At 71.6% G+C, this 12,477-nt stretch carries 14 protein-coding genes; 4 read left to right on the forward strand and 10 right to left on the reverse strand.

Going from position 1 to position 12,477, the window contains the following annotated elements; genetic code table 11:
- Positions 1-5: 5 nt before the first annotated feature.
- The 4 genes from abc-f to ACTMTU_RS14475 form a co-directional block, all read right to left on the reverse strand.
- Positions 6-1,700, reverse strand: a complete 1,695-nt coding sequence (gene abc-f / locus ACTMTU_RS14460) for a ribosomal protection-like ABC-F family protein (protein WP_441263879.1) — start codon at positions 1,698-1,700, stop codon at positions 6-8.
- Between the two features lie 350 nt (positions 1,701-2,050).
- Positions 2,051-2,962, reverse strand: a complete 912-nt coding sequence (locus tag ACTMTU_RS14465) for a DUF5829 family protein (RefSeq protein ID WP_441264224.1) — start codon at positions 2,960-2,962, stop codon at positions 2,051-2,053.
- Positions 2,963-3,065: 103 nt separating this feature from the next.
- Positions 3,066-3,728, reverse strand: a complete 663-nt coding sequence (msrA, locus tag ACTMTU_RS14470; protein WP_441263880.1) for a peptide-methionine (S)-S-oxide reductase MsrA — start codon at positions 3,726-3,728, stop codon at positions 3,066-3,068.
- A 94-nt stretch (positions 3,729-3,822) separates the two neighbouring features.
- Entirely contained in the window at positions 3,823-4,926 is a 1,104-nt protein-coding gene (locus ACTMTU_RS14475; RefSeq protein ID WP_441263881.1) for a hypothetical protein, read from the reverse strand.
- A 70-nt stretch (positions 4,927-4,996) separates the two neighbouring features.
- Between ACTMTU_RS14475 and ACTMTU_RS14480 the strand changes: the two genes are divergently transcribed.
- Positions 4,997-6,151: a cystathionine gamma-synthase gene (locus tag ACTMTU_RS14480; RefSeq protein WP_441263882.1), complete on the forward strand. Its 1,155-nt coding sequence runs from the start codon at positions 4,997-4,999 to the stop codon at positions 6,149-6,151.
- Between the two features lie 65 nt (positions 6,152-6,216).
- Here the strand turns inward: ACTMTU_RS14480 and ACTMTU_RS14485 are convergent, their stop codons facing one another.
- From ACTMTU_RS14485 to ACTMTU_RS14500, 4 genes are all read right to left on the reverse strand, one after another.
- Positions 6,217-6,408 carry a DUF1059 domain-containing protein gene (locus ACTMTU_RS14485; protein ID WP_441263883.1) on the reverse strand — a complete coding sequence of 64 codons (192 nt, stop codon included), beginning with the start codon at positions 6,406-6,408 and terminating at the stop codon, positions 6,217-6,219.
- 63 nt (positions 6,409-6,471) lie between these two features.
- Positions 6,472-6,723, reverse strand: a complete 252-nt coding sequence (locus tag ACTMTU_RS14490) for a hypothetical protein (protein ID WP_441263884.1) — start codon at positions 6,721-6,723, stop codon at positions 6,472-6,474.
- On the reverse strand, positions 6,720-7,172 hold the full coding sequence (locus ACTMTU_RS14495) for a sigma factor-like helix-turn-helix DNA-binding protein (RefSeq protein ID WP_441263885.1): 453 nt from the start codon (positions 7,170-7,172) through the stop codon (positions 6,720-6,722). Before ACTMTU_RS14495 ends, ACTMTU_RS14490 begins: the two co-directional genes overlap by 4 nt.
- Before the next feature lie 53 nt (positions 7,173-7,225).
- Positions 7,226-7,756 carry a MarR family winged helix-turn-helix transcriptional regulator gene (locus tag ACTMTU_RS14500; RefSeq protein ID WP_441263886.1) on the reverse strand — a complete coding sequence of 177 codons (531 nt, stop codon included), beginning with the start codon at positions 7,754-7,756 and terminating at the stop codon, positions 7,226-7,228.
- Between the two features lie 246 nt (positions 7,757-8,002).
- On the opposite strand from ACTMTU_RS14500, the gene ilvA reads away from it, so the two are divergent.
- The 3 genes from ilvA to ACTMTU_RS14515 all read left to right on the forward strand — a co-directional run bounded on the left by ilvA (position 8,003) and on the right by ACTMTU_RS14515 (position 11,293).
- Positions 8,003-9,229 (forward strand): threonine ammonia-lyase, encoded by a 1,227-nt coding sequence (gene ilvA / locus ACTMTU_RS14505; RefSeq protein WP_441263887.1) that lies wholly within the window; start codon positions 8,003-8,005, stop codon positions 9,227-9,229.
- Positions 9,230-9,425: 196 nt separating this feature from the next.
- Complete coding sequence (locus tag ACTMTU_RS14510; protein ID WP_441263888.1) at positions 9,426-10,439, forward strand: ATP-binding cassette domain-containing protein; 1,014 nt, start codon at positions 9,426-9,428, stop codon at positions 10,437-10,439.
- Complete coding sequence (locus tag ACTMTU_RS14515; RefSeq protein ID WP_441263889.1) at positions 10,436-11,293, forward strand: ABC transporter permease; 858 nt, start codon at positions 10,436-10,438, stop codon at positions 11,291-11,293. Before ACTMTU_RS14510 ends, ACTMTU_RS14515 begins: the two co-directional genes overlap by 4 nt.
- Before the next feature lie 61 nt (positions 11,294-11,354).
- On the opposite strand, the gene greA is transcribed toward ACTMTU_RS14515, so the two are convergent.
- Positions 11,355-11,852 carry a transcription elongation factor GreA gene (greA, locus tag ACTMTU_RS14520; protein WP_005312833.1) on the reverse strand — a complete coding sequence of 166 codons (498 nt, stop codon included), beginning with the start codon at positions 11,850-11,852 and terminating at the stop codon, positions 11,355-11,357.
- Positions 11,853-12,014: 162 nt separating this feature from the next.
- Positions 12,015-12,422, reverse strand: coding sequence for a DUF4307 domain-containing protein (locus ACTMTU_RS14525; protein ID WP_441263890.1), 408 nt, complete (start codon positions 12,420-12,422; stop codon positions 12,015-12,017).
- Positions 12,423-12,477 lie beyond the last annotated feature (55 nt).

Raw genomic sequence — 12,477 nt, forward strand, 5'->3', positions numbered from 1 at the left:
CCCCGTCACCCGGCCTGACGGCCGGTGGAGAGGGCCGGGGTCCGGCCCTCTCCACCGGCGCCACCGCGGACGACGTGCTCCACGGCGCGGCCGGCGCGGAGCTCCAGCCGGTCGCCGGTGAACCCGCCGCAGAAACGCCGGTCGTGGGAGACCGCGACCACAGCGCCCTCGTACGAAGCCAGCGCCTCTTCCAGGTCCTCCATCAGGTCGGGGGCCATGTGGTTCGTCGGCTCGTCCAGGACGAGCAGATCGGCCGGTGACGCCAACAGCCGGGCCAGTTGGAGCCGCCGCTGCTGGCCCACGGACAGGGCGCGGACCGGTACGTGAAGATCCTCCTCGCGGAACAGGCCCAGGCCGAGCAGCTCGTCGGCGAACTCCTCCGGCAGGCCCGGCCGGCCCGCCGCATAGGCCGACAGCAGCGGTCCGCGCGGCGGGGCCACGGGCAACTCCTGCGCGAGGTAGCCGATCCTGACCCGCTCCCCGTGCCGCACCGTGCCCTCGTCCGGCCGGAGCTCCCCGGCCAGCACCCGCAGCAGCGTGGTCTTGCCCGCGCCGTTCGGGCCGGTCACCAGCAGCCGCTGCCCCGACTCCAGCCGCAGACCCGCGAGACGCAGCCGCTCACCGACCCCGATGCCGGTGAGTTCGGCGAGCAGCCCCGAGCGGCCCGACGTGACCGGCCGCGCCGTGAACCGCAGCGGCGGCGCCGGGGCGGTCACCGGCTCCCGTTCGAGCCGTTCAAGACGCTGCCGTGCCGCCCTGACCCGGCCCGACAGCTTCGCCTCGTGCGAACGGCGGTGCTTGCCGAAGCCCTGGCGCGGGTCCTTCCCCGACGCCGCCAGCCGCTGCCCGGACGCGGCCACCAGCTCCCGCGTGCGCGCCAGTTCGTCCAGCCACTCCTCGTACTCCTGCTCCCGGCGGCGGCGTGCGGCGGCCTTCGCCGCCCGGTGGCCCGCCCAGCCGTCGCCGTGCCGGTGCACGGTACGCGTGTCGCGGTCGACCTCGAGGATCGTGGTGGCGACCCGTTCGAGGAAGGCACGGTCGTGGGTGACGGCCACCACCGTGCCGCGGTGGCCGCGCAGTTGCTCCTCGAGCCACTCGGTCGCCTGCCGGTCCAGATGGTTGGTCGGCTCGTCGAGGAGCAGCAGTTCGGGGGAGGCGGCCAGCACACATGCCAGGGCGAGCCGCGACTGCTCCCCGCCGGAGAGGGAGCCGAGCCGCCGCTCCGGCGGCAGCCCGCCCAGGCCCAGCGCGTGCAGGGCGGCGTCGGTCCGGGCGTCGGCCTCGTAACCGCCGCGCTCCTCGAAGGCTGTGAGCAGCTCGCCGTAGGCGGCGAGTTCCGCCTCGCCCGCCTCGGCGAGGGACGCCTCCGCCTGCCGCATCTGCCGTTCGAGGCCGCGGAGTTCGGCGAGTGCCGTGTCGATGGCGTCCTGCACGGTGTGGTGGGGGCCGAGCCCGAGCGTCCGCTCGAGGGTCTGGTCGAGGTGCCCCGTGCCGCCGGGTGCGCCGACCGTGATCCCACCCGTGTCGGGTGTCTCGTCGCCGGCCATGAGCCGTAGCAGTGTCGACTTGCCGGAGCCGTTCTCCCCGATGACGCCGGCGCGTTCACCGGGTCGCACGGTCAGCGACACCTGATCGAGGACGGCACGGCCGTCGTACGCCTTGGAAACGTCTTTCATGGTCAGTCGGGCGCGTTCGCGCATGGTCTTTCCCTGGGTGACAGGCCAGCTCGGCGGCATGGCGCAGTGCGCCTGCGCGCATGCCGGAGCAGGGCCGGGTGCTGTCGGACGGACGCGGGAGGGACGTCAGCGGAGTCCTACGACTCGCACGCTGCGTCCGCGTCCGGAATCAGAGAAAGAAGTAGTGCTTGTGCGAACCCATACGCCCAGTGTGCCATCACCGGGCCGGGACCGGGGGTGACCGCGGCCACCGCCGCGGCATCCGTCCCGGTCCCGGCCGTCACCGTCGCGCGGCCCGGCGGGTCACGGCAGTGAGGCACCCGGCGCGGCGCCGTCACCGCGATCGGGCGCCCGGGGCTCTGCCGGTGCCCGTCCTACGGGGTCCCACCGAAGGTCCACACGGCGTGGGAGCCGGGGCCGACGACCAGGGTCGAACGGCCGATGCGCTCCTCGTGCCGGTACTCCACGGACCGGTTGAGCGACATCCCGACCTCCCGCAGGCCCGCCTGCTCGCGCGGGACGGCGTCGAACCGGAGCGTGGTGCCGCCCCGCACCGCGAGGACGCCGCCGGCCACGGGCCGTACGACGAACCCGCCGGCACGCAGCAGCGGTTCCGTGTTCGCGAGGTCCGTCTCCGTGACCGCGAGGCGGACGTACGTCACGTCCCGCATCAGGCGGTCCTGGTATCCGTCGGACAGGTAGCGTTCCCGGCCGACGTCGCCGGGGTAGGAGGCCGGCTCGGTGTTGCTGCGCGGGTCGGCGAAGTACTCCGGCAGGTACTCCATCCCCCAGGCGCCGAAGGCGTCGTACGTGGTGGTGGTGAAGACGGCGTCGAACCACGGCACGGGCACGCCGTCGCCGAAGTCCCGTGTCTGCCGGAACTCCACCGGCTCGGCGACGCCCTGTTCGCGCAGCCGCCGGGTCACCGTGGCCAGGTCACCGGCGCGCTCGGTGGACAGCCCCATCCCGGCGGCGCCGAGGGTGCCGTCCTGGCCGGGCAGGTCGCCCACCCCGAACAGCTCGAGGTAGGTCTCGCGGCCCAGCAGGTAGCGGCCGGTCCAGGTCTGCCCGTCGGCTCCGGTCGTGGTGCGCACCTGGAAGTCGGCGAAGGTACGCAGATAGCCGGAGTGCTCGATCGCGTCGGCGGTCTCCCGGTCGAGCACCCCGTAGGCGTGGTTGTAGAACAGCAACTGCCGATCGGCCGGCGGCCGGCTCTCCTCGGCCAGCGCCGTGCTCGTACCGCCCCCGACGGCCCCCGCGAGGGCCAGAACGAGGACCATGGTCATCTGTAATACCCGGCGAAGCAGCATGCCAGGGATCGTAGGAGGACCGGTGCGCAGCCGCCTTCGATTTCCCCGAACCGGCCCGTGCCGCGGCCGGCTGCCGAGGTCAGCCCTCGGCGCGTGCCACGCCGATCGGGCAGGAGACGCCCGTGCCGCCGATGCCGCAGTAGCCCGCCGGGTTCTTGTCCAGGTACTGCTGGTGGTAGGCCTCGGCCGGGTAGAAGGGCCGGCCCTCCGCCGGGAGGATCTCCGTGGTGATCGTGCCGTACCCGGAGCCCGTCAGGACCTTCTGGTAGGCGTCGCGGGACGACGCCGCCGCGGCGGCCTGGGCGGGGGAGTGGGTGTAGATCGCCGAGCGGTACTGGGTGCCCACGTCGTTGCCCTGGCGGAAGCCCTGGGTCGGGTTGTGGGACTCCCAGAAGAGCTTCAGCAGCGACTCGTACGTGACCTGCGACGGGTCGAAGACGACGCGGACCGCTTCCGTGTGGCCGGTCAGGCCCGAGCAGGCCTCTTCGTACGTCGGGTTCGGCGTGTGGCCGCCCTGGTAGCCCACGAGCGTCGTCCACACACCCGGCGTCTGCCAGAACTTGCGCTCCGCGCCCCAGAAACAGCCGAGCGCGAAGTCCGCGGTCTCCAGGTGCTCCGGGTAGGGGCCGAGCAGGGGGTTGCCGAGGACGGTGTGGCGGTCGGGGACCGTGAAGGTCGGCTCCGGGCGGCCCTTGAGGGCCTGCTCGGGGGTGGGCAGCACGGGCGTACGGCCGAAGAGCATGGCTGGTTCTCCTTCACGGTGACGGCAACGGAACAACGTCCCGGTGCCGTCCGGAATTCCACCGGCTCCATCGGCGGCGCCGCGCGGGCGCGGTTCAGCGCAGCAGTGTCGCCGGGCTGCCGCCGTTCGCCTCGTATCCCGCGACCGCCAGGTTGCGGTACACCGTGTACGCCGCCGCCGGGTCGGGCTCCGTCGTCCAGGGCAGCGCGCCCACGTGGCCGTCGACCTGCACGAGCTGGTGCATCGCCTCGGCCCACCGCTCGGAGTTCACCAGGAAGACGACGAGCAGGTGGCGTACGTGCGCGAGCATCGGGTCGTCCGGGCGGGCGGAGTGCACGGCGAACAGCGCGCCCTCCATGGCCTTGGTGACCACCGCGCTCTGGTAGAAGGAGCGCACGAGGTTCACCTCGGGCAGGTGCTCGTAGACCGCGAAGAGGGGGAGGGCCGCCAGCAGCGACCCCCGCGGGGCGCGGGCCGCGGCCGTCGTGGCGAAGTGGTCGGCCTCCTCGCGGGAGCCGTGCCACTTCTCGCACAGGTGGTGCAGCGCGGCCAGGTGGGCGCCCATGTGGTCGGGCGCGCGGTCGATGACCTTCGCCCACAGCTGGTCGAACTGCTCGTGGCTGTAGCCGAGTCCGCGGGCGACGGCCAGCTCGATGATGTACGGGACGGGGTCGCCGGGCGCGAGCAGCGCGGCCTCGCCGCAGACGGTCCGGGCCTCCTCCAGGATGATCCGGAAGTCGTCCGCGCCGACGGCCGAAGAGCGCCACGCCTGCTGCACCAGGAACTCGGCGTGCACCTGCGCCGCGCCCGCGTCCTTCGGCGCCTCCGAGCGCCACTTGCGCAGCCACGCGCCGCCGACGCCGGGCTGCTGCGCCAGTTCCAGGGACGCGGCCCCGGCGAAGGCCTGGACGCGCTGCCAGCGCCGCTCGCCCTCCTTCGGCGTACCGGCGAGCAGCTGGGAGGCGGCCTGCCAGTCCTGGGTCCGCTGGACGACGTCCAGTACGTCGAGGAGGTCCTGGTCCGGTCCGGGCATCCGGACGTCCAGCTGCTCCTGGCGTACGAATCCGTACGTGTCCGGGTCGGCGGCGTCGGGCGAGCCGGGCCGGGCGAGGCGGATGCCGTTCCGGCGGCGCAGCACGACGGGGCCGATGATCGCGGTCAGCATGCACAGTGCGATCAGGAACCAGAGAATCTCCATGAGCCCATTGTCCCGGACGCCTGCGCCGTGCGGCCACGGCCGGTCCCGCACCGGACTACGCTCGGGCCTCATGAGCGACCAGCACAGCTTCCACAGCTTCGAGACCCGCGCCATCCATGCGGGCAACACCGCGGACCCGCTGACCGGCGCGGTCGTACCGCCCATCTATCAGGTGTCCACGTACAAGCAGGACGGCGTGGGCGGCCTGCGCGGCGGTTACGAGTACAGCCGCAGCGCCAACCCGACGCGCACCGCGTTGGAGGAGAACCTTGCCGCGATCGAGGGCGGACGCCGGGGTCTGGCCTTCGCCTCCGGGCTCGCCGCCGAGGACTGCCTGCTGCGTACGCTGCTGCGCCCCGGCGACCACGTGGTGATCCCGAACGACGCGTACGGCGGCACGTTCCGGCTCTTCGCGAAGGTGGTCGAGCGGTGGGGCGTCGACTTCTCCGTGGCCGACACCTCCGACCCGGCGGCCGTGCGTTCCTCGGTCACCGACCGCACGAAGGTGATCTGGGTCGAGACGCCGTCGAACCCGCTGCTCGGCATCACCGACATCGCGGCCGTCGCGGACATCGCCCGCACGGCGGGCGCGAAGCTCGTCGTCGACAACACCTTCGCCAGCCCCTACCTCCAGCAGCCGATCGCGCTCGGCGCCGACGTCGTCGTGCACTCGCTGACCAAGTACATGGGCGGCCACTCGGACGTCGTGGGCGGCGGGCTGATCGCCGCGGACGCCGAGCTGGGCGAGGAACTGGCGTACCACCAGAACGCGATGGGCGCGGTCGCCGGACCGTTCGACGCGTGGCTGGTGCTGCGCGGCATCAAGACGCTGCCGGTGCGCATGGACCGGCACAGCGAGAACGCGACGCGGGTCGCGGAGATGCTCACCAGCCACCCGAAGGTCACCCAGGTCCTCTACCCGGGGCTGCCGGAGCACCCCGGCCACGAGATCGCGGCGAAGCAGATGCGGGCGTTCGGCGGCATGGTCTCGTTCCGCGTCGAGGGCGGCGAGCAGGCGGCGGTCGAGGTGTGCAACCGGGCGAAGCTGTTCACGCTGGGTGAGTCGCTGGGCGGTGTGGAGTCGCTGATCGAGCACCCGGGCCGGATGACGCACGCCTCCGTCGTGGGCTCCGCCCTGGAGGTGCCGGCGGATCTGGTCCGCCTCTCCGTGGGCATCGAGGCGGCCGACGACCTGCTCGCCGATCTCCAGCAGGCGCTGGGCTGACCCCGGACGCTCCGTCAGGCCCCGGCGAGCCCGCAGGGGCCTGACGGAACCGGACCGGGATCCGGTCAGACGTGGGCCTTCTCGTCCTGCAGGGACTCACGCACCATCTGCCTCAGTTCGGGGCTGTCGGCGTGCTCGTGCACGGAGATGGCGTGCTCCACGGCCGCCCGCACGACTTCCTCCTCCTCGCCGCTGATGGTGAGGGTGCATCCGGAGACGCTGGGAGTGTTGCGGCAGTCGGCGACTTTCCTGGTCATGACGGCCTCCTGGGCTCGTTCGGTGCGCCCCTCTCTTCAGGGTAGATCCGCGACGAGCCGCCGCTACCAGCCTTCGAGTGGCGGTGTCGTGTCCGACGGAGGAACCGCCCACGGTTCGGTCACCGTCGCCCACACCGCGCACGCGATCACCAGCACGATCAGCAGCCCGATCCACGCCCGGCGGACCGCCCGGTGGCGGCGCAGCAGTCGTGCGCCCTGTTCCGCGGCGCGCGTGCCGAGGCCGGCGGGGACCACGGGATGGGGGGCGTCCATCATCCGCCTGACCTCGTCCTCCTTGCGTTCCGGGCCGTTCACGAGGCGGTCCTCAGCAGTGGGCGGCCCGGGGCCCTGCGGGCGCTGCGCATGGCGGAGACCGCCCGGCTGCAGACGGCCCGCACCCGGTCCGCGGGAAGCCCGATGATCGCGGCGGTCTGCTCCTCCTCGACCCCCTCGTACAGGCGGAGCACGAGGATCAGGCGTTCCTGCGGGGTGAGGCGGTCCAGTACCCCGCCCCGCACCCGGTGGTAGCGCCAGGCGCTGCGGGCGAAGCGGAGGGCGAGTTCCTGGCGGGTGCGGTTGTACGGGTCCTCGCCGCGCAGCCGGTCCCAGTGCGCGTAGGTGCGGGCCAGGGCGCCGGTCAGCAGCCGCTGTGCGAGCGGGTTGGCGGTGGGGGGCTCGGCGGTGAGCAGGGTCGCGGCGTGCAGCAGCCGGCTCGACGCGCCTGCCACGAAGGCCTCGAACTCACGGGCGCGACGGCGGTCCATGGCTGAATTCCGCTCGGTCACGTCCTCATATAGAGCCCGGTGACGGCCCTGGGTCAAGAGGTCGGCGGCGTCTCCGTCTCACCGGCGGGAAGACCGGCCTGGCGGGCGGAGAGGGCCGTGTTGAAACGGGTGAGCAGGGTGCAGAACGATTCCCGCTCGCTCTCCGTCCAGCCGTCCGTCACCTGGGCCATCAGTTCACGGCGTGAGGCGCGGACCTCTTCGAGCTTGGCCAGGCCGCGCGGGGACAGCTGGAGCACGACCGCACGGCCGTCCTCCGGGTGCGAGGTGCGTTTGACCAGGCCGGTGTCGACGAGCGGCGCCACCTGCCGGGTGACGGTCGAGGAGTCGATGCCCATCCCGGCGGCCAGTGCCTTGACGCCCATCGGACCTTCCAGGTCCAGGCGGTTGAGCAGCAGGTACGCGGCACGGTCCATCGAGTTGCGGACCTGGCCGACTCCGCCGAGCCGTGTCTGTTCCGCGCGGCGTGCGAACACGGCCACCTGGTGCTGGAGGGCATCGAGGAGACCGCGGCCGCCGGGAGGTTCGGGGGAGGTACCCCGAGAGGCAGACGCAGTGGTCGTCATGTCCTGAGAAGTGGGCATGGCTGCGGGGGCTCTCTTGTGCGGTGGTCGGTTGGTGGGGGACAGAGTACGCGGCCCCGGGTCCCGGCGTACCTGCGCTGCACAATCCGGTACGGGCCCCTTACGCGGCCGGACTCCGGGCCGGTGCGTCCGCCCTGCCGCGGGCCCCTTCCGGGTGGCGGCGGCGGGCGCCGGACCGGGATGCGGACGGCGCCGCCCGTCGAAGCCCGAACTGCCAGACTTGGCAGCATGAGCTTCCGTACGCCCGAGATTCCCTCCGTGATCCTCGACGACATCCGGGGAGCGCAGAAGATGCTGTCCGGTGTCGCCAGGGTCACGGCGATGGAGGGCAGCAGGCATCTGTCGCAGCTGGTGGGGGCGCCGGTCCATCTCAAGTGCGAGAACCTTCAGCGCACCGGGTCCTTCAAGCTGCGCGGCGCGTACGTGCGGATCGCCGGCCTCAGGCAGGAGGAGCGGGCGGCGGGCGTCGTCGCCGCCTCCGCGGGCAACCACGCGCAGGGCGTGGCGCTGGCGTCGTCGCTGCTGGGGGTGCGCTCGACGGTCTTCATGCCGGTCGGGGCCCCGCTGCCGAAGGTCGCCGCGACCAGGGAGTACGGGGCCGATGTGCGTCTGCAGGGGCAGGTCGTCGACGAGACGCTGGCCGCGGCGCAGGAGTACGCACGGGAGACGGGCGCGGTCTTCATCCACCCCTTCGACCACCCGGACATCATCGCCGGGCAGGGCACGGTGGGGCTGGAGATCCTCGAGCAGTGCCCGGAGGTGCGGACGATCCTCGTCGGTGTCGGCGGGGGCGGGCTGCTGGCCGGGATCGCGGTCGCGGTGCAGGCGCTGCGGCCGGACGTGAAGCTGATCGGCGTGCAGGCCGAGGGCGCCGCCGCCTATCCGCCCTCGCTGGCGGCCGGGCATCCGGTGTCCGTCGACGAGCCGACGACGATGGCGGACGGGATCAAGGTGGGGCGGCCGGGCGATGTGCCCTTCAAAATCATTGGCGATCTTGTCGAGGAGGTTCGTACGGTCTCCGAGGACGCGCTCTCCAGTGCGCTGCTGCTCTGCCTCGAGCGGATGAAGATGGTGGTCGAACCGGCCGGGGCGAGCACGGTGGCGGCACTGTTGAGCGATCCGAGGTCGTTCGAGGGCCCGGTCGTCGCCCTGCTGTCGGGCGGCAACGTGGACCCGCTGCTGATGCAGCGCATCCTCCGGCACGGCATGGCCGCGGCGGGCAGGTACCTGTCGCTGCGACTGCGGCTGACGGACCGGCCGGGTGCGCTCGCCGGTCTTCTCGGCCTGTTGTCAGTGGCGGATGCCAATGTTCTCGATGTGAGCCATGTACGGACCGACCCGCGGCTCGGGCTCACGGAGGTGGAGGTGGAGCTGCACCTGGAGACGAAGGGGCCCGAGCACTGCGAGGAGGTCGCGGCGACCCTGCGCGCCGCGGGTTACACGGTGATGGTCTGAGCGCTTCCGCGCCGGCGGGAGGGCGAGGCGCCTGTATCGCGATACCCGGCGCGCCATGACGCGACACCCTCTTGAGAGACGCGATGTATCGCGTTATGGTGTGGGTCCCTGCCATGCTCCCGCCAAGGGAGCGGCCGAGCCGGCCTGTCGCGCGCAAGCATTCATCCACTCCACCCGTCACCATGGGAGACCCTCTATGCCAGGCGCCATCTACGCCGAAGGTCTGGTCAAGACCTTCGGCGACGTAAAGGCACTGGACGGCGTCGATCTCGACGTCCCCGAAGGCACGGTCCTCGGACTTCTCGGCCCGAACGGCGCCGGCAAGACCACCACCGTGCGCGTACTGACCACTCTCCTCCAGCCGGACAGCGGCTCCGCGGTCGTCGCCGGCATCGATGTGCTCAAGCACCCCAACGAGGTGCGCAGGTCCATCGGCCTCTCCGGCCAGTTCGCCGCCGTCGACGAGTACCTGACCGGCCGGGAGAACCTCCAGATGGTCGGGCAGCTGTACCAGATGAGCTCCAGGGACGCGAGGAAGAGGGCAGGTCAGCTGCTCGAGCGGTTCAATCTGGCCGACGCCGCCGACCGCCCCGCCAAGACCTACTCCGGCGGTATGCGCCGCCGGCTCGACCTGGCCGCGGCGCTGGTCGTGTCCCCGCCCGTGATGTTCATGGACGAGCCGACGACCGGCCTCGACCCGCGCAACCGGCAGCAGCTGTGGGAGGTCATCCAGGAACTCGTCGGCGGCGGTACGACGCTGCTGCTGACCACCCAGTACCTGGAGGAGGCCGACCACCTCGCCGACGACATCTGCGTCGTCGACCAAGGCAAGGTCATCGCCCGCGGCACGTCCGACCAGCTCAAGGCCCGCACGGGTGGCGAGCGTGTCGAGGTCGTCGTCCACGAGCCCGAACAGATCGTGCCCGCCCGCGAGGTCCTCGTCGGCTACGGCAAGGGCGAGGTCACCGTGGCCGAGCACACCCGCAAGCTCACCGTCCCCGTCACCGGCGGCGCCAAGCTGCTCGCCGAGGTCATCCGCGACCTCGACGCCCGCGGCGTGGAGATCGACGACATCGGCCTGCGCCGCCCCACCCTCGACGACGTCTTCATCTCGCTCACCGGCCACGCGGCGGAGACGGAAGAGGCCAACGGCGGCGCGGACCCGGAAGACGCCGCGGGCCGCAGCGCCAGGAAGGAGGGCGCCAAGTGAGCGCCACCACGCAGACAGCGCCGCCGCTCGCGGCGCCCCGCCCCCGTGGCGGCATCGGCCAGTCCGTCAGGGACTCCCTGGTCGTGGCCAAGCGCAACCTGATCCGGATGATGCGCATCCCCGAGATGATCATCTTCGGGCTTTTCCAGCCGATCATGTTCGTGGTGCTCTTCACGTACGTCTTCGGCGGCTCCATCCAGGTCGGCGGCTCCATCTCGCCGCAGGACTACCGCGAGTTCCTGATGGCGGGCATCTTCGCCCAGACCGTCACCTTCGCCACCGCCGGCGCCGGCGCCGGCATCGCCGACGACATGCACAAGGGCCTCATCGACCGCTTCCGCTCGCTGCCCATGGCGCGCGGCGCGGTTCTCACCGGCCGCACCCTCGCCGACCTCGTGCAGACGGCGTTCACGCTCGTCGTGCTCGCGGTCGTCGCGCTGATCCTCGGCTGGCGGGTCCACGAGAACCTCGGCAAGGTGCTGCTCGGCTTCCTGCTGCTGCTCTTCCTCGGATACGCGTTCTCCTGGATCGGCGCGCTGATCGGCCTCTCGGTCCGCACGCCGGAGGCCGCGACCTCCGGCGGGCTGATCTGGCTGTTCCCGCTGACGTTCATCTCGAATGCCTTCGTGGACGCCAACAACATGCCGGGCTTCCTGCAGACCATCGCCGAGTGGAACCCGTTCAGCGCGACCGTGCAGGCATGCCGCGAGCTGTTCGGCAATCTGCCGCCCGGCTTCAAGGCGCCCGACGCCTGGCCCATGCAGCACCCGGTCCTGGCCTCGGCGCTCTGGTCGCTGCTGATCCTGGTGGTCTTCCGCACCCTGGCGGTCCGCAAGTACCGCTCCGCCGCCTGACCGGCACAAGAAGGGGCCGGACCGCTTCCGCGGTCCGGCCCCTTCGTCGTCTGCGTCTCGCTCAGCCCGAGTAGGGCTTCGCCGCGAGGATCTTCACCGCGGCCTTCTTGCCGTTCGGCAGTTCGTACTCGGCGTCGTCGCCGACCTTCTTGCCGTTCACGCCGACGCCCAGCGGCGACTGCGGCGAATACGTCTCGATGTCCGCGCTCGCGTACTCGCGCGACGCCATCAGGAACGTCAGGGTGTCGTCCTCGTCGCCGTCGAAGGCGATCGTGACGACCATGCCGGGCTCGACGACGCCGTCGTCCGCCGGGGCCTCGCCGACCTTGGCGTTGTCCAGGAGCTGGGTCAGCTGGCGCACACGGAGTTCCTGCTTGCCCTGCTCCTCCTTGGCCGCGTGGTACCCGCCGTTCTCCCGCAGGTCGCCCTCCTCGCGCGCCGCCTCGATCTTCTTGGCGATCTCGGTGCGCGCGGGACCAGACAGGTACTCCAGCTCGGCCTTGAGCTGGTTGTACGCCTCCTGGGTAAGCCAGGTGACGTTGTCGCTGGTCTGGGTCACAGGTGCTCCTCGTAGGTACTGGGAATACAAAGCATCGCCCTACCCACAAGGATGTACCCCCATGGGTGGGCGAAACCACGAGCCTAACAATTCCGGCGGCAAAGGGGGAGGACAAAGGCCTCGGTAAATACAGAACCCCTGCTCAGCGAGGGGTTCGGGGTGTCACGCGGCGTTGCATCCCATCAGCTCGGCGCTCGTCGCCTGCCGCGTCGTACGGATCTTCACGACCTCGTCGATGCGGTTCTCACCCTCCTGACCGATCGCCACGTCCAGCCGTCCGACCTCGGCGCCGTCCTCTGCGAGGGCCCGCACCGTGCAGCTGCCGGCGGCCCCCGCGTCCTTGCGGACCTCGAGATGGACCTGGACCTCGTCGGCGCCCTCCATGACGTCGAACTTGATCACCTCGGCGCTGATCCGCGTACCGGCGACGTAGTCGTAGCCGAACCAGCCGACGACAGCGAGCATGCAGGCGCCGAGGACGGCCCCCACGATCCTCAGCTTGCGGTCCGCGCGCTCGTCCGCCGTGCGCCCGTAGCGCCCCTGCGGAAGCTTTTCGCCGACAGCCGCCATGATCGTTCCTCTCGAGAGCCGGAGGCAGGAATTTTCCGTCCGCCGATTCGGTCAC

The organism is Streptomyces sp. OZ13 (genome assembly GCF_052068155.1).
Taxonomy (GTDB): domain Bacteria; phylum Actinomycetota; class Actinomycetes; order Streptomycetales; family Streptomycetaceae; genus Streptomyces.